The sequence below is a fragment of the Pseudomonas sp. S07E 245 genome (assembly GCF_019599025.1).
Lineage (GTDB): Bacteria > Pseudomonadota > Gammaproteobacteria > Pseudomonadales > Pseudomonadaceae > Aquipseudomonas > Aquipseudomonas shirazensis.
In genome coordinates, this window is the sequence record NZ_CP080625.1 from 3741923 (window position 1) to 3762627 (window position 20705).

Here is a 20705-nt window from a genome sequence, read left to right on the forward strand (position 1 = left end):
CAGCTGCCGGCGAGCAGAAGTCAGGCGCGCCAACGCCAACGGGCCAGGGCCTTGATGACTTTCATCCAGTATTTGCCGATAACCGCCACGATGGACTCTCTGTCTTTGGAGGCTGGAAGGTCGGCCAACGTTATCCCAGTGTCGGTGACTACGCAACCAGGCAACAGGATGCGTAGATCACTGATGACCAGGCTGGGCGATTCTTCCTCGATTGGCCGGCCGTGGTTATAGCCATAGCTGAGGCCTACCGACTGCACCCCGGCGGCTTTGGCAGCGAGCACATCGCTGCGCGAATCGCCGACGAACACCGCCTGCGCCGGGCTGACCCCGGCCATTTTCATCACGAACAGCAGCGCCGCCGGGTCAGGTTTTTTCTGTGGCAGGGTGTCGCCGCCAATGATCCAGCGGAAATAGCGACCGATCTTCATCTGATCCAGCAGCGGCGCGACAAAGCGCTCCGGCTTGTTGGTGATCAGCGCCATCTCCACGCCTTGCTTGTGCAGCCAGCGCAAGGTGTCGCGCACGCCAGGGTAGACCACGGTGAGCTCATGGCTCTCGGCATAGGCCTCCATGAACAGGGACAGGCCCTGCTCGGCCAGCGCGTCGTCGACCATGCCGTGGTCAAGGCCTCCCGCCAGTGCCCGGCGCACCAGTACCGGTGCGCCATTGCCGACCCAGTGGCGAACCGCCTCAAGGCCGGCCGGCGGGCGACCGAGTTCGAGCAGCATGCGGTCTACCGCTGCAGCCAGGTCGGGGACAGAATCGATCAGCGTGCCATCCAGATCGAACATCACCAACTTGGGCAGCGTCCCCGGGAACAGCTGCTCGAAGCCGCTCATGGGCGGGCCAGGGCCATTTCGGCGCGCATCTTGGCGATCACTTCCTGGTAATCCGGCGCATTGAAGATTGCCGAGCCGGCGACAAAGGTGTCGGCGCCAGCAGCGGCGATCTCGCGGATATTGTTGACGTTGACGCCGCCGTCGATCTCCAGGCGAATGTCACGCCCGCTGGCATCGATCAGCGCGCGTGCTTCACGCAGCTTGTCGAGGGTGCCGGGGATGAACTTCTGTCCGCCGAAGCCTGGGTTGACGCTCATCAGCAAGATCATATCGACCTTGTCCATCACGTACTTCAGGGTCTCCAGACCGGCAGCCGGGTTGAACACCAGGCCCGCCTTGCAGCCGCCGTCACGGATCAACTGCAGCGAGCGGTCGACGTGCGTGGTCGCGTCCGGGTGGAAGGTGATGTAGGTAGCGCCGGCTTCGATGAAGTCGCCGATGATGCGGTCGACCGGGCTGACCATCAGGTGCACATCGATCGGCGCGGTGACGCCGTATTTGCGCAGTGCGCTGCACACCATCGGGCCGATGGTCAGGTTGGGGACATAGTGGTTGTCCATGACATCGAAGTGGACGATGTCGGCGCCGGCGGCCAGTACTTTGTCGACGTCTTCACCCAAGCGGGCGAAATCGGCAGAGAGAATGGACGGGGCAATAGCGTAGGGCTGCATGGCGCACCTGTAGGCAGAAATCACGGTGGCGCGCATTGTACCTCAGCCCTGCCGGATGGGGGCTGATTGGTGTCAATCCTGCTGCAGCGCGCCAGCCCGAGGGTGGGGGCTGGCGCCAGCAGGCTACTCTGGCTGTTGCGTACGCAGTTTTTCGCTGCGCCCACGTAGCCATTCCAGGGTCAACAACAGCACCACCGAGAAAGCGATGAGCAAGGTCGCTGCCGCAGCGATGGTCGGGCTCAGGTTCTCGCGAATACCGCTGAACATCTGCCGCGGCAGGGTTGCCTGTTCAGGCCCGGCGAGAAATAGCGTGACTACCACTTCATCGAACGAGGTAGCGAAGGCAAACAATGCCCCCGAGATCACCCCAGGGGCAATCAGCGGCAAGGTCACCAGACGGAACGCGGTCAGCGGCGAGGCACCGAGGCTGGCCGCGGCCCGCACCAGGTTGTAGTTGAAGCCCTGCAGGGTGGCCGACACGGTGATGATCACAAACGGTACGCCCAGCACCGCGTGCACCAGGATCAACGAGATGAAGCTGTTGCCCAAGCCCAGCGGGGCAAAGAACAAATAGCTCGCGACACCGATGATGACCACTGGCACCACCATCGGCGAGATCACCAGGGCCATTACCAACGACTTGCCGGGGAAGTCGCCGCGAGTCAGGCCAATCGCGGCCAGGGTGCCGAACACCATTGCCAGCACAGTCGCCGCAGGGGCGACGATGATGCTGTTGCGCAGGGCGCGCATCCACTCCGCCGAAGCGAAGAAGTCCTGATACCAGTGCAGCGAAAAGCCCTGCAGCGGGTACACCAGAAAGCTGCCGCTGTTGAACGACAGCGGGATGATCACCAGGATCGGCAGCACCAGGAACAACAGGATCAGGCCGCAGAGGATCCGCAGGCCGTAGTACCACACCCGCTCGATGGGTGACATGTAGGGGCTCAGCATGACAAGGCTCCTCAGCTCAGACGCAGGCGGCTGGCGCCGACCAGCCAGCTATAGATCAGGTACAGCAGCACGGTTGCCAGCAGCAACAGCCCGCCCAGTGCGGTGGCCATGCCCCAGTTGATGCTGGTGTTGGTGTAGAAGGCCACGAAGTAGCTGACCATTTGATCGTTCGGGCTGCCGAGCAGCGCCGGGGTGATGTAGTAGCCGATCGCCAGAATGAACACCAGCAGGCAACCTGCGCCAATCCCTGCGTAGGTCTGCGGGAAGTACACCCGCCAGAAACTGGCGAACGGATGGCAGCCCAGCGAAATCGCTGCGCGCATATAGCTCGGCGAGATGCCCTTCATGACGCTGTACAACGGCAGGATCATGAATGGCAGGAGGATATGCACCATCGAGATGTACACCCCGGTGCGGTTGAACACCAATTCCAACGGCTCGTCGATGATACCCATCGCCATCAGCGCACTGTTGATCAACCCGCCCGACTGCAACAGCACGATCCAGGCAGCCACCCGCACCAGAATCGAGGTCCAGAACGGCAACAGCACGAGAATCATCAACAGGTTGCTCTGCCGGGTTGGCAGGTTGGCCAGCAGATAGGCCAACGGGTAAGCCAGCAGCAGGCAGATCACGGTGATGACCACACCCATCCACAGGGTGCGGGTGAAGATATCCAGGTAGATCGCCTGGTCCGGCGTGGCCTTGGCTATCTCACCGAGGTCATCGATGCGGTGATCGACCGAGGCCAGCAGGTAATACGGGGTGACGGTACTGGTATTGCGGCGGATCGCCTGCCAGTAGGCAGGATCGCCCCAACGCTCATCCAGGTTTTGCAGTGCTTCTTTATAGGAAGCCGGTTCGCTCGCGAACGGCAGCGCCCGGGCAGTCTTCGACAACAGGCTGCGGTAACCGGCCAGCTCCATGTTCAAGCGTTTGGACAGGTCACCAAGAGTCTGGTTCTTGCGCGCCTCGGCCAGGTCCTGGCTCAGCGCCTGATATACCGGTTCGCCTGGCAGGCTCTTGCCATCCCACTGCTGTACCGCCTCGACGGTGCGCGGCAGGCCGGCGACCACCTCGGGGTTGGCCACGCTCTTGAACAACAGCGCCGCAATCGGCACCAGGAACACCAGCAGAAGAAACAGCGCCAGCGGCGCGATCAACGCCTGGGCCTTCCAGCGGTTGACCCGCTCGGCATGCTTGAGGCGCTGTTTGAGGCTTTTACCTGCGCCTTCGTTCAGGGGCACTGCAATGGCCATGGCGAACTCCGAAAATCTGGAAAACGGGGAGCGCCGGAGATAACCCGGCGCTCCGAGGGCGCAGTTACTTCTTCGCCGCCCAGGCGTTGAAGCGTTGCTCCAGCTGCTCGCTGTTGTCAGCCCAGAAGGCCACGTCGATCTGTACCTGGTTGGCGATGTTTTCAGGCGTGGTCGGCATGTCTTTCTTAACGTCATCCGCCAGCAGCGCGACCGCCTTGGAATTGGCCGGACCGTAGGCGATGTTTTGCGAGTAGGTCTTCTGCTGCTCGGGCGCAACGCTGAAGGCGATGAAGTCCTTCGCTTCTTTGCTGTTCTTCGCGCCTTTAGGAATGGCCCAAGCGTCAAAGTCGTAGATGCCGCCGTTCCATACCACCTTGAGGTTGCTTTCTTTCTGCACGGCAGCGATGCGACCGTTGTAGGCCGAGCTCATCACTACGTCGCCAGAGGCAAGGTACTGCGGCGGCTGGGCGCCGGCTTCCCACCACTGAATGCTCGGTTTGAGCTGATCGAGCTTTTTGAAGGCGCGATCCTGACCGGCTTTGGTCGCCAGTTCCTTGTAGACGTCCTTGGGCGCAACACCGTCGGCCATCAACGCGAACTCGAGGGTGTACTTGGCACCTTTGCGCAGGCCGCGCTTGCCTGGGAACTGCTTGGTGTCCCAGAAATCAGCCCAGCTGGTTGGTGCGGTCTTGAGCTTGTCGGCGTTGTAGGCCAGCACCGTGGACCAGACGAAGAAGCCGACACCGCACGGCTGAATAGCGCCCTTGACGTAGTCCGCCTCGTCACCGAACTGAGCGGGATCGATTTCCTCGAACAGGCCCTCGTCGCAACCACGGGCTAGCTCCGGCGATTCGACTTCGACCAGGTTCCACGACACGCTCTTGGTGTCGACCATGGCTTTGACCTTGGCCATTTCACCGTTGTACTCACCGGCGACGATCTTGCCCTTGCCGGCCTTTTCCCACGGCTCGTAGAAGGCTTTGACCTGGGCGGCCTTGTTGGCTCCACCGAATGACACCACGGTCAGGTCTGCGGCGGCCATGGCCTGGCTGGCGGCGAACAGGCCGAGGGCCACGGCGGTCAGTTTCAACTGCTTGCGCATTATTATTCTCTCCACAGTACAGGGTTGGTTAAGCGAACCTTCAATGGGCTTCGGCAATCGGATCGAGCGCGCGGGCGTGTTCGACTTCCCAGCCCAGCGGTACCACATCGCCCACGGCCAGGGCCGGGTCGAGTTCGGCAATCGGCTGCTTCACGAAGAAGTCGCCCTTGCCGCAGACTTCCAGACGCACCCGTACGTGGTCGCCCAGATAGATGAACTCGGCCACGCGGCCGGAGAATCGGTTGGCGCAGTGCTCGCTGTGGCCATTGAGGCGGACCCGCTCGGGGCGGATCGACAAGGTCACCGGATCGCCCGCCTGGCCGACATTCACCGCCAATGCCTCGACCTTCTCGCCCCGCGCCAGCTGCACCTGGCAGCGCTCGCCATTGCGCGCCAGCAAGGTGCCGCTGAGGCGGTTGTTTTCACCGATGAAGTTGGCGACGAAGGTATTGCGCGGCTCTTCATAGAGGGTGCGCGGGTCGGCGATCTGCTGAATTTCGCCCTGATGGAACACTGCCACCCGATCAGACATGGTCAGTGCTTCGCTCTGGTCGTGGGTGACGTAGACCACGGTCACGCCCAGGCGCTGGTGAATGTGCTTTATCTCCATCTGCATGTGCTCACGCAGTTGTTTGTCCAGCGCCCCGAGCGGTTCGTCCATCAACACCAGCTGCGGCTCGAAAACCAGAGCACGAGCCAATGCCACCCGCTGCTGCTGGCCGCCGGAGAGCTGACCGGGGTAGCGCTGGGCGAAGGCGTCCAGCTGGACCATGCCGAGCACGCGCTTGACCCGCTCGCTGATGTCGGTCTTGCTCAGGTTGCGCACGCTCAGGGGGAAGGCAAGGTTCTCGGCGACGGTCATGTGCGGGAACAATGCGTAGTTCTGGAACACCATGCCGATATCGCGCTTATGCGGTGGCACGTTGTTGATCGAGCGCCCACCGAGGAGAATTTCGCCGGCGGTGGGGGTTTCAAAACCGGCCAGCATCATCAGGCTGGTGGTCTTGCCCGAGCCGGACGGGCCGAGCAAGGTCAGGAACTCGCCCTTGCGGATGTCCAGATTGAGGTCTTTGACGATCAACGACTCGCCGTCGTAGCTCTTCTGCACACCACGGAAACTGACCAGCGTGTCGCCGCTGGCAGTGTTCGAATTCGCCTCGCTCATGCCTGCACCTTTTTGTTGGATGACTGCGTGAGAGAAGCTTAGACAAGGCGCAAGTGCCGGCAAATCGGGGTCGCTGAGAGAATGCCATCATCCCCTTGGAAGATTGCCTGTAGGGATCGCCCTACACGGATGGCGTTATCAGACAGGCGCTTCACCGACTGAGCTGTGCCCTCGATGGCGTAGGTGGCGGGCAAGCCGCGTGCTTGAGCAGGGTACGTACTGCAATCGCTGCGCACCGCGGCAACTGCGCGGATGACCGCCGACGTCGTCGGCAGAACAGTCACACCAGCTTGTGCTCCATGGCGTACTTGACCAGCTCGGCCAGGGAGTTGACCTTGAGCTTCTGCATCAGCCGCGCTTTATGGGTGCTGATGGTCTTGCTCGACAAGGCCAACTGCAGCGCGATGTCATTGACGTTGGCGCCCTGGGCCAGGCGCTCGAACACCGAAAACTCGCGCTCAGACAGCAGTGTATGCAGCGGCCGGGTGTCGGTCAGGCCGACCTCGAACACCATCCGGTCAGCCAGCGCCGGGTCGATGTAGCGCCCTCCTCCCGCCACTCGGCGGATGGCCGTCAACAATAGCGCCGGGTCGCTGTCCTTGGTCGCGTAGCCGGCGGCGCCGGCCTTCAACGCCCGCGCAGCCATTTGCGCCTCGTCATGCATCGACAGCATGAGAATTGCCGGCGGGTTGTTCAGTGCGCGGATGCGCGGGATCGCCTCTAGGCCACTGACCCCCGGCATGGAGATATCCAGCAAAACCACTTCGCACGGGGTGTGGCGCAACGCATCCAGCAACTGCTCGCCATTGCCCGCCTCGGCCACCACCTGCATGTCCTTGGCCAGGCCGATCAGTTGCTTGATGCCCTCGCGGACAATGGTGTGGTCTTCTGCCACCAGCACTCGAATCATGCTTGTCTCCTAATCCAGAGGGATACTGACGCTCAGGCTGCTGCCCTCGCCGGGTTCACTGTCCAGGGTCATGCTGCCGCCCAGCATCAATACCCGCTCACGCATACCGACCAGGCCAAACGAAGTCGGCCTAGGTTGATCGGGGCAAAAACCGACACCGTCATCGATCACGCTCAGGCGCAGGGTACCGCCGGTGCGCAGCAGCTCGATCTGCACGGTGTGCGCCTGGGCATGGCGCATCACGTTGGTCAGCGCCTCCTGCAGAATCCGAAACAGCCCGGTGGCCTTGGCATCACTCAATGCTGGCAGATTATCCGGCACCTGCACCAGACACGGTATCTGCGTGCGCGCTTCGAAGCGGCGCGCCTGCCATTCAATCGCCGAGGCGATGCCGGCATCAAGGATCGGCGGGCGCAGGGCGGTGGCGACATCACGCACCAACTGGAACAACTGCGCGATCAAGCGCTTCATGCTCGCCAGGCGCTCGTGCAGGCCGGGGTCGAGCTCGGCATAGGCCAGCTCGCACATCGACACTTCGAGCTTGAGCACGGTCAGCATCTGCCCGAGTTCATCATGCACTTCGCGGGCGATGCGGGCCTTTTCTTCTTCGCGCACGCTCTCAAGGTGGGCAGACAACTCGCGCAACTGCCCCTCGGAACGGGCCAGGGCCAGCTCGGCGCGTTTGCTCTGGCTGATGTCCCAGACCACGCCATCCCAGACCACGCGCCCGTCGGCCAGGCGCCGGGTACTGGCCTTGATATCAGCCCAGCGCTGCTCGCCCTGGCGGGTGACGATGCGCCCCTGCCACGACCAGTCCTGATTGTTGGCCAGGGCCAGGTCCTGGACCCGGTGATAATCACTGCGATCATCCGGATGCACCAGGTTGCGCAAGCCCATCTGCGGATGCTGGATGGCTGCCGGAGTGTAGCCAACCAGGGCTTCGCTACCCTCGCTGATATAGGGGAATTCAAGCTCGCCGGCAGCAGGGTTGCGTTCGAGCCGAAACACCAGCCCCGGTACGTTGCCGGCAATACCCTTGAGCTGCGCTTCGCTTTCGCGCAGGGCCGCCACGGTGCGCCGGCGCTCGGTGACATCGGTGAGGAACATCACCAGGTATTCGGCATCGCGAAAGCGCAGAAAACTCAGCGACAGATCGACCGGCAACACGCTGCCATCGGCACACCGGCACTGACTCTCGAATTGCTCGGCGCCACCGTTGCCAGCCCGCACCCGGCGCCACAGCTCCAGCCAACGGTCCATGTCCAGGTTGGGCTCGAAGTCACGCAGCGGCCGGTCCAGCAGTTGCCCTTCGGCGTAGCCAAGCATGCCCTCGGCCGCGTGGTTGGCGTAGCGCACATGGCTGTCCCAGTTGATCCAGAGGATACCGACGGTGCTGTGGTCGATGGAAAACTGGCTCAGGCGCAGTGCCTGTTCGCGGCCGTGGCGCTCGGCCAACGCTTCGCGCGCCTGCAACAAGCTGCGTTCCAGCTGGCGCTGCTCACGGCGCTGCCACAGCAAGGTGGCGATGGCACACAGCAACAGCAGCCCGAACAACAGCGCGAGGTTCTGCCAGAAACCCGCGCTCTCGCTCAGGCGCGGGTACTTGGGCTGCAGCCAGCGCTGGTGCAATTGCTCCAGCTGCTTGGCCGGCATCGCCTGCAGCCCGCGCTCGAGCACATCGGCCAACAGCGGCCAGTCACGCCGCGAACCGATCCGCAGCAGTTGCGGCAAGCCGATGTCACCGACCACGACGAGATCGCTGAACTCGCCTTCGCGCGACAGGCGGCTGAGCTGCGCTTCGTCGACCACCGCAAAGCTCGCCTGCGCACCGAGCAGGGCTTGCAGCGCCTGCCGCTCGTTGGGCACGCCTTGCAGGTTGAGGTGGGTGTAGTTGCTGCGCAGGTAATCGGCCAGCGGGCTGGGCATGCGCACCACTACCCGTTCACTCGACTCAAGCTTCTCCAGTTCGACCGCCACCGCGCCGCTGCGCGGCCCGACCACCAACTGCGGCACGCGCATGTACGGGTCGCTGAACAGCCACAGGCGCAGGCTGGCCGGGGTCTGGGTCAGGCCTGGGGCGAAGTCGATCTCACCAGCCTTGAGGGCGTGCTCAAGCGCTGCCTGGTCAGCGAAATTGCGCCAGGTCAGGTCCAGTCCGAGCACCTGCGCCAGCCAGCTGACCAGTTCGACGTTGGCCCCATACAGCTGCTGCAGGCGCCGGTCGAACTGCGCATAAGGCGCCTGCAGCACCAGGCCCACGCGCAGGCTGCGGTGCTCCTCCAGCCATTGCTGCTGAACCGGCTCCAGCGCCACCGACGGCACCGCAGCGGGCCGTGCCACGGCGATCAAGGGCAGGCACAGGCAGCCGATAACCAACAGGCGACGCATTCGCTTCATCTATACGCTCGACTTGGCAAGCGCGACCACCAGCCGTGGCCGTCGCGGACAAATACTATTAGGCTGCCGGTATCATTCTGGCTTTGGGTTGATTCATGTTGACACTTTATCGCACGCAGCTGGCAATGATCTGCCTCAGCTCACTCCTGCCGCTGGCAGCCCAGGCGGCCGCTGCCGAACCTGCCGCTCCGGCCGATACAGCCGCCGCCGCGCCGATTGTGCGCCCGGGGTTGCTCGAACGCAGCCAGGAAGACGCGCAAGCACTCGAACGGCGCGTGCCCAAGGCCGAGCAGCAGATGCTGCAGGCCGGCAGCGACAGCTTTCTGGCCCTGTGGAAGCCGGCCAACGACAGTAACCCGCAAGGCGCGCTGATCATCCTCCCCGGCGCCGGCGAGAATGCCGACTGGCCCAATACGGTCGGCCCGCTACGCAGCAAATTCCCCGATGCCGGCTGGCACAGCCTTAGCATCAGCCTGCCTGACCTGCTTGCCGACAGCCCGCAGGCGCGGGTCGAGGCAACACCAGCGGCGCCCGCCGAGAAAAGCAGCGGCGAGGTTGCCGCCGTGCAGGACACCCCGGTCGATGCCAACGCCAATGTCGCCCAGGCCACCGCAGCCGACCCCGATACCGCGCAGAGTACCGATGCGGTCGACGCCAGCGAACAGAACGATCAGGCCGACGCCGAGCGTATCTTCGCCCGCCTGGACGCTGCCGTGGCCTACGCCCAAAGCCAGAAAGCGCGCAGCATCGTCCTGCTCGGCAACGGCAGTGGCGCCTACTGGGCAGCGCGTTACCTCAGCGAAAAGCAGCCGCCGCAGGTGCAGAAACTGGTGATGGTGGCGGCGCAGACGCCGGCGCGGGTCGAGCATGATCTGCTCAGCCTGACGCCCACGCTGAAGGTGCCGGTTGCCGACCTGTATTTCGCCACCCGCAGCGCAGACCAGCGCGCCGCGCAGTTGCGCCTGCAGGCCAGCAAGCGTCAGCCAGGCAGCCAGTATCGGCAGCTATCGCTGATCGCCATGCCCGGCAACAAGGCAGCAGAGCAGGAGCAACTGTTCCGCCGCGTGCGCGGCTGGCTCAGCCCGCAGGAATAAACCCTGGCCGTGGCTACAAACCGCGGCGCTTGCGGACCAGTGCGTAGGCCTGGTGCAGCTCGCGGGTGGTCTCGGTTGCCTGGCGCACCTGCGCCTCGCTGGCGCCGTTGCCAACCAGTTTGTCCGGGTGATGGCGGCTGAGCAGGCGCCGGTAGGCCTGCTTGACCTGATCGGCCTCGGTATCGGCGGCTACGCCGAGCAAACGCAGCGCGCCTGCGTAGGTCAGGGTGCTGCCCTCGACCCCGGTTTTACGCGGCTCGTACTCAAGCGAAAGCGCCTGCGCCTCGCGCCGGCTCAGGCCCAGCTGTTGCCCCCAGGCCAGCACCAGATCACGCTCATTGGCGCCGGCCCGGCCATCGGCCCAGACCATCCGCCAACACGCGCGCAAGGTGCCTTCGGCAGCGTGCGGCTGTTGCTTGATGCGTTGCAGGTGATGGCTGAAGCGGTCCTTGCCAGCCTTGCCGCGATTGAACGCGGCAATCGCCCGCAACCGCGCCGGCTCAGCCAGCGCCAAGCGGGCCATCTCCTGACGCGCCTGCTGAATATGCCCAGGCGCCACCCGCCCGTCGCTTTTGGCCAAACGCCCAAGCAACACAAACAACAGCTCATCATCACGCAACGGCGGGCGCCCGCTCAGGCGCTCGCGACAGTCCGCCCAACCCTGCAGACGCAAACGCCGGTCCATGGCCTGACCCAGCAAGGCTCCCAGCAGTGCACCAGGAATACTGGCCACTGCAAAGCCTGCCCCGGCACCAATCACTGTGCTCGGCCACCACATGTCAGGCGCGCTCGCCGATCAGGCGCTCGACTTCGGCGAGCCGCTCGAGCGTACCGACATCGACCCAATGGCCCTGATGGTGCTCGCCGCTGACCTGGCCCTGCGCCATCGCCGCACGCAGCAGCGGCGCAAGCTTGAACGCGCCCGCCTGGCAACCGGTGAACAACGCTGGGTCCAGTACCGACACCCCACTGAAAGTCAGCGTGCCTGGAGTGTCGTCGCCATCGATCACCCGCTCACCTCGCAGGCGGAAATCGCCACGGCCGTGGTGCCCGGGGTTATCCACCAGTACCAGGTGCGCCAACGCCTTGCTCGGCGCGCGCAAACGGCTGAAGTCGAAATCGGTCCAGACATCGCCGTTGACCAGAATGAACGGCGCATCACCGAGCAGCGGCAGCGCCTTGAAGATACCGCCGCCGGTTTCCAATGGCTCGCCCTCGGCCGAGTAGCGAATGCTCAGGCCGAACTGGCTGCCATCGCCGAGGTGGTCTTCGATCTGCTGGCCGAGCCAGGCATGATTGATCACCACCTCGGTCACACCGGCAGCCGCCAGCGCGCGCAGGTGATACTCGATCAACGGCTGGCCGGCGACCGGCACTAGCGGTTTCGGGGTGTGCAGGGTCAGGGGGCGCATGCGCTCGCCCTTGCCTGCGGCCAGAATCATCGCCTTCATCGGCCCGCCTGCAGTTGTGCGATCAAGCTGCCCAGTTCTGCCAGCTCCGGTCGGCGCACGATCACTTCGTCTATATAAGCAAAGAAGCGTGGTACGTCGCTGAGGTAGCGCGGCTTGCCGTCGCGGTGGCAGATGCGCGCGAAAATACCGATGACCTTGAGGTGGCGCTGCACGCCCATCAGGTCACTGGCGCGGTGGAACGCCTCGAACTCAGCCTGCACCGGGATGCCGGCAACCCGCGCCTTCTCCCAGTAATCACCCAACCAGCCTTCAACCCGCGCTTGCGGCCAACTGAGGAAGGCGTCCTTGAACAGGCAGGTGATGTCATAGGTAACCGGGCCATAGACCGCATCCTGAAAATCCAGCACGCCAGGGTTGGGCGCACTGTGCATCAGGTTGCGCGGCATGTAGTCGCGGTGCACCAGCACTTTTGGCTGGGCCAGCGCGCTGTCGATCAACAGCTGGCTGACACGCTGCCAGCTGGCCTGCTGCTCGGCACTCAGGCTGACGCCCAGCTCGCGGCCCACATACCACTCAGGGAACAGCTCAAGCTCGCGGCGCAGCAAGGCGTCGTCGTAGCTCGGCAGCGCTGCGTCCAACGGCAGCCGCTGCAAGGCCAGCAGGGCGTCGATGGCGTCGGCGAACAGGCCGTCGGCGTTTTCCGGGTTAATGATGTCGAGGTATGTCTGGTGGCCCAGATCGCCCAGCAGCAGGAAGCCCCGCGCCAGGTCTTGCGCATGAATGGTCGGCACGTGCACGCCGGCACTGGCCAACAAATGATCGATGGCAACGAACGGCGCGCAATTTTCCTGCGGCGGCGGCGCATCCATGACCACGAAACTGCGCTCGCCGGCCTGCCAGCGGAAGTAGCGGCGGAAGCTCGCGTCACTGCTGGCGGCGGTCAGCGTGCCTGCTGGCAGGTCGCCCCAGGCGTTGCGTTGAAACAGGTTGAGCAGTTGTTCCTGGAGCCAGGCCTGGAGCAGTTCTAGACGAAGATCGTGTTCGGGCATTACAAGGGTCTCCGACGGCCCTAGCCGTCAAGCGGGTCATGCTTTATTATCCAGCATCTTTTTCAGACCATCGAGAGGCGTGCGGCCCCACACGCGGGCAGATGGCACGCAGGAAGCCCGGACTAATAAGATGGCATTGAAATCCCCCACGTTTCGTAGAAAGTTTCCGTTGCTGGTAACAGGCAGTTTGCTGGTACTGCAACCACTGGCCACCTCGTACGTGGTGGCAGCCGAGCAGTTTGACTGCCAAGTGTCCGCCTCCGGTGGTTGGGACTGCAAGCCCAAGACGCCAGCCAACAGCCTGCCACCACGCCCTGTGCATGATGGCGCGGCGCTCAGTTCGACCGCCGAAGGTAAGGCTGAACAAGCCACCGTCGACGGCGAACCCGCGCCAATGCTGGTTACCGAGAGCAAGGGCCGCGGCCTGAAAACGCGCAGCGAAGACTACAGTCACCTCGACTGGGTCCCGCGCGACAAGCTCACGGCTGCCCAACTGGCCGAGACCGGTCCGTACTGCGCCGGTGCCTACATCGAGCCGACCCGCCCTGGCATGGATGACACCACGCCCAAGGACGAGTCGCCGACCTACATCAACGCCAAGGTCTCCAAGTACCAGCAGGAGCAGCAGATCGCTACCCTCGCCGGTGACGTGGTCATGCGCCAGGGCAGCATGCAGGTCGAGGCTGATGAAGCCAACCTTTACCAGGCCGAAAACCGTGGCGAGCTCAAGGGCAACGTCAAGATCCGTGACAACGGGGCGCTGGTAGTCGGTGATGCCGGGCAGATCCAGCTCGACACCGGTGAAGCCCAGGTCGACAACGCCGAATACGTGATGCACAAATCGCGCATTCGCGGTAACGCCCTGTACGCCAAACGCGCCGAAAACGCCATCATTCGCCTCAAGGACGGTACCTATACCACCTGTGAGCCGAACAGCAACGCCTGGCAGCTGAAGGGCAACAACATTACCTTGAACCCGGCCACGGGCTTCGGTACTGCGACCAACGTCACCCTGCGGGTCAAGGATTTCCCGGTGTTCTACACACCGTACATCTATTTCCCGATCGATGACCGTCGCCAGTCCGGCTTCCTGCCGCCGTCGTTCAGCTCCAGCAGCGACACCGGCTTCATGCTGGTCACGCCGTACTACTTCAACCTGGCGCCGAACTACGACGCCACGTTGTACCCGCGCTACATGGCAAAACGCGGCATGATGGTCGAAGGCGAATTCCGCTACCTGACCAAGTCCAGCGAAGGTCAGTTCGGCGGCGCCTACCTGAACGACGAAAGCAACGATCGCGAGAAGCAGACCGACTACCAGAAAGATCGCTACATGATCAACTGGCAGCACCGCGGTGGCCTCGATGATCGCCTGATGGCGGAAGTCGACTACACCAAGATCAGCGATCCGTTCTACTACCAAGACTTGGAGTCGGAGCAGATCGGCGTCGAGACCTCGGAAGTGGTCAACCAGCAAGGCGCACTGACCTACCGTGGAGACAGCTACGTTGCGCGCCTGAACGCGCAGGCGTATGAGATGGCGACAATTTCGCGCATCACTCCGTACGACAAGCTGCCGCAGCTGACCCTTAACGGCATGCTGCCTTACCACCCGGGCGGTCTCGACTTCACCTATCAGAGCGAAGCTGTACGCTTCGATCGTGATTTGAAGAACGACACTGTGCGCGACAAGGACGGTAATCTTGACACTTCAGCCGGTGGCACCCCGGGTCGACGCCTTGATGAAAACGTCTTCGGTCTGGCCCGCGCCAACGGTACCCGCCTCAACTTCGCGCCGGCGATCAGCCTGCCGTTGGAGGCCAGCTATGGCTACGTGAAGCCGAAGCTCAAATACGTCTACACCCGTTATGACCTGGACTTGGATGGCAAGGGCAAGACTGACCTGGCTAACGCCTCTGATGCAACGCGCAACCTGCGTGGCGAGTTCTCCAGCAGCCAGGACCGCAACGTGCCGGTCTTCAGTGTCGACAGCGGCCTGTACTTCGACCGCAACACCCAGTGGTTCGGCAAAGACTATCGCCAGACCCTCGAGCCGCGTCTGTTCTATCTCTACGTTCCGTATGAAGATCAGAAAGACATCCCGATCTTCGACACCGGTGAGAGCTACTTCAACTATTCCTCGCTGTTCCGCGACAACCGCTTCGGCGGCTCGGATCGGATTGGCGACGAGAACAAGCTGTCGCTCGGTTTGACCAACCGCTGGATCGAAGAAAACGGCTTCGAGCGTCAACGCGTCAGCGTTGGCCAGGCCCTGTACTTCGCCGATCGCAAGGTGCAGATGCCAGGCATCGACTGGCGCACCCGTCAGGACTCGCAGTCGAACGTCTCGCCGTACGCATTCGAATACATGTTCGCCTTCAACCGCGACTGGCGCCTGAATGCCGACTACAACTGGGATCCGGACACCCGCAGCCCACGTTCGGGTAGCGCGATGTTCCACTACCAGCCGGAAGATAATCCGAACAAGATCATCAACGCTGGCTACCGCTACCGCAACGACCTGGTCCGCTACGACTCGCTGACCGGCTTGTGGCAAGTGGGCGGCGGCGACTACGGCACCCCAGGCCAGCCGAACTACGTCAAGGACTACTACAAGATCAAGCAGCACGACTTCTCGGTGATCTGGCCGATCGTGCCGCAATGGAACGCCATTGCGCGCTGGCAGCATGACTACAACCAGAACCGCACCCTGGAAGCCATGGGCGGGTTCGAGTACGACAACTGCTGCTGGAAGCTGCGTCTGATCAACCGTTACTGGATCGACTACGACGACTTCAGCCAGGCAATTCCGCAGAACGAAAAAGGCGACCACGGCATCTTCCTGCAAATCGTCCTGAAAGGGCTCGGTGGCGTCGTGGGCAACAAGGTCGAATCTTTCCTCGACCAAGGCATTCAAGGTTATCGTACTCGTGAAGACCAAGCTTATTGATCGTCTGCGCCCGCTGATGCTGGGCGCCGCACTGCTGACCGGCGTGGCGCATGCTGCGCCACAACCGCTGGACAGCGTGGTGGCCATCGTCGACAACGACGTGGTCATGAAGAGCCAACTGGACCAACGTGTACGCGAGGTCGAGCAGACCATCGCCAAGCGTGGCGGCGGCATGCCGCCAAAAGGCGCGCTGGACCAGCAGGTACTGGAGCGCCTGATCGTCGAAAACCTGCAATTGCAGATTGGCGAACGCTCTGGCATTCGCATCACCGACGAAGAGCTGAACCAGGCCATCGGCACCATTGCCCAGCGCAATGGCATGTCGCTGGAGCAGTTCCAGGCAGCGCTGCGTCGTGACGGCCTGTCGTTCGACGATGCTCGCGAGCAGGTCAAGCGCGAGATGATCATCAGCCGCGTGCGCCAGCGCCGGGTTGCCGAGCGGATTCAGGTGTCCGAGCAGGAAGTGAAAAACTTCCTCGCCTCCGATCAGGGCAAGATGCAGCTGTCGGAAGAGTTCCACCTCTCCAACATCCTCATCCCGACCCCGGAAGGCGCCAACTCGGCAGCGATCCAGGCGGCCGCTCAGCAAGCCGGCCAGGTCTACCAGCAGCTCAAGCAAGGCGCAGATTTCGCGCAGATGGCCATCGCCCGTTCGGCCAGCGAAAACGCCCTCGAAGGCGGCGACATGGGCTGGCGTAAAGCCGGTCAACTGCCACCTGAGTTCGCCAAGATGCTCAGCGGCCTCAGCAACGGCGAGATCGCTCAGCCGATTCGCATCCCCAACGGCTTCCTCATCCTGAAAATGGAAGAGAAGCGCGGTGGCAGCGAAAACGTCCTGCGCGATGAAGTGCACGTGCGCCATATCCTGATCAAGCCAAGCGAGATCCGCAGCGACGCGGCCACCGAGCAACTGGCCGAGAAGCTCTACGAGCGGATCAAGAACGGTGAAGACTTCGCCACCCTGGCCAAGAGCTTCTCGGAAGACCCGGGCTCGGCGCTCAACGGCGGCGACCTCAATTGGGTCGACCCGAACAGCCTGGTGCCTGAGTTCCGCGAAGAAATGGCCCGCGCCCAACAGGGTGAAGTGACCCGTCCGTTCCGTACCCAGTACGGCTGGCATGTGCTTGAAGTCATGGGCCGCCGCGCCACTGACAGCACCGACCAGGCCCGTGAACAGCAAGCCCTGAGCGTGCTGCGCAACCGTAAATACGACGAAGAGCTGCAAACCTGGCTGCGCCAGATCCGCGACGAAGCCTACGTTGAGATCAAGCTGCCTGGCGCCGACCAGGCCGCCCAGTGAAGCCCCTGCGCTTCGCCGTTACTCCCGGCGAGCCGGCCGGCATAGGTCCCGACCTGTGCCTGCTGCTCGCCAGCGAAGCCCAGCCCCACCCCCTGATTGCCATCACCAGCCGTGACCTGCTCGCCGAGCGGGCCACCCAGCTGGGGTTGGCTGTCGACCTGCTGGCAGTCGCGCCGGGCAACTGGCCCGAGCAACCAGCACCGGCCGGCAGCCTGTATGTCTGGGATACACCGCTGGCGACAGCGGCTGTGGCCGGCCAGCTCGATCAGGCCAACGCCGCATTCGTTCTGCAGACCCTGACCCGCGCGGGCAACGGCTGCCTCGATGGCAGCTTCGCCGGGATGATCACCGCGCCGGTGCACAAGGGCGTGATCAACGAGAGCGGTATCCCATTTTCCGGACATACCGAGTTTCTCGCCGAACTGACTCACACCGCACAAGTGGTGATGATGCTCGCCACCGGCGACCTGCGCGTTGCCCTGGTAACCACCCATCTGCCGCTGCGCGAGATTGCCGACGCAATCACCGCTGAACGCCTCGAGCGGGTCACGCGCATCCTGCATGCCGACCTGCGCGACAAGTTTGGCATCGCCAACCCGCGCATCCTGGTCTGCGGGCTCAACCCGCATGCCGGCGAAGGCGGCCACCTGGGCCGCGAAGAAATCGACATCATCGAGCCTGCACTGCAGCGCCTGCGCAACGAAGGCATGGACCTGCGCGGCCCGCTGCCGGCCGATACCCTGTTTACCCCAAAATATCTGCAGCACTGCGACGCGGTGCTGGCGATGTACCACGACCAAGGCCTGCCTGTACTCAAGTACAAGGGCTTTGGCGCAGCGGTCAACGTCACCCTGGGCTTGCCGATCATCCGCACCTCGGTCGATCACGGCACCGCCCTGGACCTCGCCGGCAGTGGCCAGGTCGACACCGGCAGCCTGCGCGTCGCGCTACACACCGCCTATCAGATGGCCGAGAACCGCACATGAACGAGCAATACCAACACCGCGCGCGCAAGCGCTTCGGCCAGAACTTCCTGCATGACGCCGGTGTTATCCACCGCATCCTGCGTGCCATCCATGCCAAGCCCGGCGAGCACCTACTGGAAATCGGCCCAGGCCAGGGCGCCCTCACCGAAGGCCTGCTGAGCAGCGGCGCGCAACTGGACGTTGTCGAGCTGGACAAGGACCTGGTGCCGATCCTGCAACACAAGTTCGCCGGCAACGACAATTTCCGCCTGCATCAAGGCGATGCGCTGAAGTTCGACTTCAACCAGCTAGGTGTTCCTGCCGGCAGCCTGAAAGTAGTCGGCAACCTGCCGTACAACATCTCTACGCCGCTGATCTTCCACCTGCTCAGCCACGCCGGGCTGATCCGCGACATGCACTTCATGCTGCAAAAGGAAGTGGTCGAGCGCATGGCCGCAGGGCCTGGCGGCGGCGATTGGGGCCGGCTGTCGATCATGGTGCAGTACCACTGCCGGGTCGAACACCTGTTCAACGTCGGCCCTGGCGCGTTCAACCCGCCGCCGAAGGTCGACTCGGCGATCGTGCGCCTGGTCCCGCATGAAGTCCTGCCGCACCCGGCCAAGGATCACCTGCTGCTCGAGCGCGTCGTGCGCGAAGCCTTCAACCAGCGCCGCAAGACCCTGCGCAACACGCTCAAGGCCTTGCTCAGCAATGAACAGATCGAAGCCGCCGGCGTCGATGGCAGCCTGCGCCCCGAGCAGCTCGACCTGGCTGCGTTCGTGCGTCTGGCTGACAAGCTGGCCGAACAGAGCGCCGCGTAACAACGATACCGGCCTGGGTGCAGCCATTTGCGCCCAGGCCGCTACCCCCCCATAAAGCACCTCCGCTGCGACACGACTGGCCTCCCGCCCCGCCGATAGCCTAGACTGCATGCACTGCCGTAATCGCGTGTTTGCTCAAGGCCATTGCATGTCCGACCCTCGATACCTGATCGACGTTAGCGTCGTCACCCGCTACCTCAAAGAACAGTCCGACCCCGACAACGAGCGCTTTGCGTTCGCCTACACCATTACCGTGCAGAACAGTGGCACGGTCGCAGCCAAGCTGATGTCACGCCACTGGCTGATCACCAATGGCAATGGCGAAGTCGAAGAAGTGCGTGGGGCCGGTGTGGTGGGCCAGCAACCGCTGATCGCGCCTGGGCAGAGCCACACCTACAGCAGCGGCGCGGTGATCAGCACCCACGTCGGTGCCATGCAGGGCAGCTATCAGATGTTCGCCGAAGACGGTAAGCGCTTCGATGCCACCATTGCCCCCTTCCGCCTGGCTGTACCTGGGTCGCTGCACTGATGGCTGTGTACGCCGTCGGTGATCTGCAAGGCTGCCTGCAGCCGCTCAAGTGCCTGCTCGAGCGCGTGCGCTTCAATCCAGCTGTCGACCGCTTGTGGCTGGTCGGTGACCTGGTCAACCGCGGCCCCGAATCGCTGGAAACACTGCGTTACCTGTACGCCATGCGCGATTCGCTGGTGTGCGTGCTGGGCAACCACGACCTGCACCTGCTGGCGGCCTGGCACAATGTCGAGCGCCTGAAAAAAAGCGACACCCTGCGCGAGATTCTCGAGGCGCCAGATGCCGATCAATTGCTCGACTGGCTACGCCGGCAAAAACTGCTGCATTACGACGAGCAGCGCGGCGTTGCCCTGGTGCATGCCGGTATCCCACCTCAATGGACCCTAGGCAAAGCCCTTGAACTGGCTGCCGAGGTAGAGCAGGTACTGCGCGACGACACCCGACTCAAACTCTATCTGGACGGCATGTACGGCAACGAGCCGAACAAGTGGAGCAAGGACCTCAGCGGGGTCGATCGCCTGCGTGTGATCACCAACTACTTCACCCGCATGCGCTTCTGCACCGCCGCAGGCAAACTAGACCTGAAAAGCAAAGAAGGCCTGGACACTGCACCCAAGGGCTACAAGCCCTGGTTCGCGCACAAAGACCGCCGCTCCCGGCATGTGCAGATCATCTTCGGCCACTGGGCCGCCCTCGAAGGGCAGGCCGACGCCCCTGGCGTAGTGGCGCTGGACACTGGCTGCGTGTGGGGCGGCGCGATGACCCTGTACAACGTCGACAGTGGCGAAATGCACCGCTGCGACTGCGCCGACGACGGGACCCCGCGCCCGGTCAGTCAGCTAAACTCAACGATCAGCCCAGAAGGAACCTCGCCATGAGCGAATTCAAGCGCATCCCTCCCGAGCAGGCCCAGGCCCTGCGCGAGCAAGGTGCAGTCGTGGTCGACATCCGTGATCCGCATGCCTACGCCGCTGGCCACATCGATGGCGCTCAGCACCTGGATAACCACTCGATCAGCGACTTCATCCGCGCCGCCGATCTGGACAAACCCACCGTCGTTGTCTGCTACCACGGCAACTCCAGCCAGAGCGCTGCCGCGTACCTGATTGGCCAGGGTTTCTCCGACGTCTACAGCCTCGATGGCGGCTTTGAACTGTGGCGCAATACCTACCCCGCCGAGACCGCTACCAGCTCCGCCGAATAAATTTTCACTTAGCCTGCAGCCCGCGCCCCGTGCGGGCTGCGCCAGACCTGACGAACGGTCGCGGCAAACTTCTCGGCCTAGCGCCCT

General features: G+C 63.3%; 19 protein-coding genes. 8 read left to right on the plus strand and 11 right to left on the minus strand.

Going from position 1 to position 20705, the window contains the following annotated elements; genetic code table 11:
* Nucleotides 1-20 precede the first annotated feature (20 nt).
* The 8 genes from K3F44_RS17295 to K3F44_RS17330 form a co-directional block, all read right to left on the minus strand.
* Nucleotides 21-839 (minus strand): phosphoglycolate phosphatase, encoded by an 819-nt coding sequence (locus K3F44_RS17295; RefSeq protein ID WP_101322374.1) that lies wholly within the window; start codon nt 837-839, stop codon nt 21-23.
* Nucleotides 836-1510: a ribulose-phosphate 3-epimerase gene (gene rpe / locus K3F44_RS17300; protein WP_101322375.1), complete on the minus strand. Its 675-nt coding sequence runs from the start codon at nt 1508-1510 to the stop codon at nt 836-838. The genes K3F44_RS17295 and rpe overlap by 4 nt, the downstream gene beginning before the upstream one ends.
* A 123-nt stretch (nt 1511-1633) precedes the next feature.
* The gene (locus K3F44_RS17305; RefSeq protein WP_220632651.1) at nt 1634-2461 is read right to left on the minus strand and encodes an ABC transporter permease; all 828 of its coding nucleotides are present in this window, start codon (nt 2459-2461) and stop codon (nt 1634-1636) included.
* An 11-nt stretch (nt 2462-2472) separates the two neighbouring features.
* Complete coding sequence (locus K3F44_RS17310) at nt 2473-3720, minus strand: ABC transporter permease (RefSeq protein WP_101322377.1); 1248 nt, start codon at nt 3718-3720, stop codon at nt 2473-2475.
* Nucleotides 3721-3784: 64 nt separating this feature from the next.
* On the minus strand, nt 3785-4822 hold the full coding sequence (locus tag K3F44_RS17315) for an ABC transporter substrate-binding protein (RefSeq protein ID WP_220632652.1): 1038 nt from the start codon (nt 4820-4822) through the stop codon (nt 3785-3787).
* Between the two features lie 40 nt (nt 4823-4862).
* A complete protein-coding gene (locus K3F44_RS17320) occupies nt 4863-5987 on the minus strand; it encodes an ABC transporter ATP-binding protein (RefSeq protein ID WP_101322379.1) in 1125 nt (374 codons plus the stop codon).
* Nucleotides 5988-6267: 280 nt separating this feature from the next.
* Nucleotides 6268-6897, minus strand: a complete 630-nt coding sequence (locus K3F44_RS17325) for a response regulator transcription factor (protein ID WP_101322380.1) — start codon at nt 6895-6897, stop codon at nt 6268-6270.
* A 9-nt stretch (nt 6898-6906) separates the two neighbouring features.
* Nucleotides 6907-9294, minus strand: coding sequence for a PAS domain S-box protein (locus K3F44_RS17330; RefSeq protein WP_220632653.1), 2388 nt, complete (start codon nt 9292-9294; stop codon nt 6907-6909).
* A gap of 95 nt (nt 9295-9389) precedes the next feature.
* Here K3F44_RS17330 and K3F44_RS17335 point away from each other — a divergent pair, with 95 nt between their 5' ends.
* The gene (locus tag K3F44_RS17335; RefSeq protein ID WP_220632654.1) at nt 9390-10388 is read left to right on the plus strand and encodes an alpha/beta hydrolase family protein; all 999 of its coding nucleotides are present in this window, start codon (nt 9390-9392) and stop codon (nt 10386-10388) included.
* A 13-nt stretch (nt 10389-10401) separates the two neighbouring features.
* Here the strand turns inward: K3F44_RS17335 and K3F44_RS17340 are convergent, their stop codons facing one another.
* The 3 genes from K3F44_RS17340 to K3F44_RS17350 are packed head-to-tail and all read right to left on the minus strand — an operon-like array spanning nt 10402 to nt 12849.
* Nucleotides 10402-11166 (minus strand): TerB family tellurite resistance protein, encoded by a 765-nt coding sequence (locus tag K3F44_RS17340; RefSeq protein ID WP_101322383.1) that lies wholly within the window; start codon nt 11164-11166, stop codon nt 10402-10404.
* A gap of 1 nt (nt 11167) precedes the next feature.
* Complete coding sequence (gene murU, locus K3F44_RS17345; protein ID WP_220632655.1) at nt 11168-11839, minus strand: N-acetylmuramate alpha-1-phosphate uridylyltransferase MurU; 672 nt, start codon at nt 11837-11839, stop codon at nt 11168-11170.
* The gene (locus tag K3F44_RS17350; protein ID WP_220632656.1) at nt 11836-12849 is read right to left on the minus strand and encodes an aminoglycoside phosphotransferase family protein; all 1014 of its coding nucleotides are present in this window, start codon (nt 12847-12849) and stop codon (nt 11836-11838) included. The genes murU and K3F44_RS17350 overlap by 4 nt, the downstream gene beginning before the upstream one ends.
* A gap of 130 nt (nt 12850-12979) precedes the next feature.
* On the opposite strand from K3F44_RS17350, the gene K3F44_RS17355 reads away from it, so the two are divergent.
* The 7 genes from K3F44_RS17355 (at nt 12980) to glpE (ending at nt 20618) form a co-directional block, all read left to right on the plus strand.
* The gene (locus tag K3F44_RS17355; RefSeq protein WP_220632657.1) at nt 12980-15799 is read left to right on the plus strand and encodes an LPS-assembly protein LptD; all 2820 of its coding nucleotides are present in this window, start codon (nt 12980-12982) and stop codon (nt 15797-15799) included.
* On the plus strand, nt 15780-17099 hold the full coding sequence (gene surA / locus K3F44_RS17360; RefSeq protein WP_101322387.1) for a peptidylprolyl isomerase SurA: 1320 nt from the start codon (nt 15780-15782) through the stop codon (nt 17097-17099). Before K3F44_RS17355 ends, surA begins: the two co-directional genes overlap by 20 nt.
* A complete protein-coding gene (gene pdxA / locus K3F44_RS17365; RefSeq protein WP_101322388.1) occupies nt 17096-18085 on the plus strand; it encodes a 4-hydroxythreonine-4-phosphate dehydrogenase PdxA in 990 nt (329 codons plus the stop codon). Before surA ends, pdxA begins: the two co-directional genes overlap by 4 nt.
* Complete coding sequence (rsmA, locus tag K3F44_RS17370; protein ID WP_101322389.1) at nt 18082-18885, plus strand: 16S rRNA (adenine(1518)-N(6)/adenine(1519)-N(6))-dimethyltransferase RsmA; 804 nt, start codon at nt 18082-18084, stop codon at nt 18883-18885. The genes pdxA and rsmA overlap by 4 nt, the downstream gene beginning before the upstream one ends.
* Nucleotides 18886-19033: 148 nt before the next feature.
* A complete protein-coding gene (gene apaG / locus K3F44_RS17375; protein WP_101322390.1) occupies nt 19034-19414 on the plus strand; it encodes a Co2+/Mg2+ efflux protein ApaG in 381 nt (126 codons plus the stop codon).
* The gene (locus tag K3F44_RS17380; RefSeq protein WP_220632658.1) at nt 19414-20292 is read left to right on the plus strand and encodes a symmetrical bis(5'-nucleosyl)-tetraphosphatase; all 879 of its coding nucleotides are present in this window, start codon (nt 19414-19416) and stop codon (nt 20290-20292) included. The genes apaG and K3F44_RS17380 overlap by 1 nt, the downstream gene beginning before the upstream one ends.
* Entirely contained in the window at nt 20289-20618 is a 330-nt protein-coding gene (gene glpE, locus K3F44_RS17385) for a thiosulfate sulfurtransferase GlpE (RefSeq protein ID WP_220632659.1), read from the plus strand. The genes K3F44_RS17380 and glpE overlap by 4 nt, the downstream gene beginning before the upstream one ends.
* Nucleotides 20619-20705: the final 87 nt, after the last annotated feature.

Excerpts from the sequence above, each read along its gene's own strand:
- K3F44_RS17295 (WP_101322374.1), bottom strand. The coding sequence starts at position 839 with ATGAGCGGCTTCGAGCAGCTGTTCCCGGGGACGCTGCCCAAGTTGGTG.
- rpe (WP_101322375.1), bottom strand. The coding sequence starts at position 1,510 with ATGCAGCCCTACGCTATTGCCCCGTCCATTCTCTCTGCCGATTTCGCC.
- K3F44_RS17305 (WP_220632651.1), bottom strand. The coding sequence starts at position 2,461 with ATGCTGAGCCCCTACATGTCACCCATCGAGCGGGTGTGGTACTACGGC.
- K3F44_RS17310 (WP_101322377.1), bottom strand. The coding sequence starts at position 3,720 with ATGGCCATTGCAGTGCCCCTGAACGAAGGCGCAGGTAAAAGCCTCAAA.
- K3F44_RS17315 (WP_220632652.1), bottom strand. The coding sequence starts at position 4,822 with ATGCGCAAGCAGTTGAAACTGACCGCCGTGGCCCTCGGCCTGTTCGCC.
- K3F44_RS17320 (WP_101322379.1), bottom strand. The coding sequence starts at position 5,987 with ATGAGCGAGGCGAATTCGAACACTGCCAGCGGCGACACGCTGGTCAGT.
- K3F44_RS17325 (WP_101322380.1), bottom strand. The coding sequence starts at position 6,897 with ATGATTCGAGTGCTGGTGGCAGAAGACCACACCATTGTCCGCGAGGGC.
- K3F44_RS17330 (WP_220632653.1), bottom strand. The coding sequence starts at position 9,294 with ATGAAGCGAATGCGTCGCCTGTTGGTTATCGGCTGCCTGTGCCTGCCC.
- K3F44_RS17335 (WP_220632654.1), top strand. The coding sequence starts at position 9,390 with ATGTTGACACTTTATCGCACGCAGCTGGCAATGATCTGCCTCAGCTCA.
- K3F44_RS17340 (WP_101322383.1), bottom strand. The coding sequence starts at position 11,166 with ATGTGGTGGCCGAGCACAGTGATTGGTGCCGGGGCAGGCTTTGCAGTG.
- murU (WP_220632655.1), bottom strand. The coding sequence starts at position 11,839 with ATGAAGGCGATGATTCTGGCCGCAGGCAAGGGCGAGCGCATGCGCCCC.
- K3F44_RS17350 (WP_220632656.1), bottom strand. The coding sequence starts at position 12,849 with ATGCCCGAACACGATCTTCGTCTAGAACTGCTCCAGGCCTGGCTCCAG.
- K3F44_RS17355 (WP_220632657.1), top strand. The coding sequence starts at position 12,980 with ATGGCATTGAAATCCCCCACGTTTCGTAGAAAGTTTCCGTTGCTGGTA.
- rsmA (WP_101322389.1), top strand. The coding sequence starts at position 18,082 with ATGAACGAGCAATACCAACACCGCGCGCGCAAGCGCTTCGGCCAGAAC.
- apaG (WP_101322390.1), top strand. The coding sequence starts at position 19,034 with ATGTCCGACCCTCGATACCTGATCGACGTTAGCGTCGTCACCCGCTAC.
- K3F44_RS17380 (WP_220632658.1), top strand. The coding sequence starts at position 19,414 with ATGGCTGTGTACGCCGTCGGTGATCTGCAAGGCTGCCTGCAGCCGCTC.
- glpE (WP_220632659.1), top strand. The coding sequence starts at position 20,289 with ATGAGCGAATTCAAGCGCATCCCTCCCGAGCAGGCCCAGGCCCTGCGC.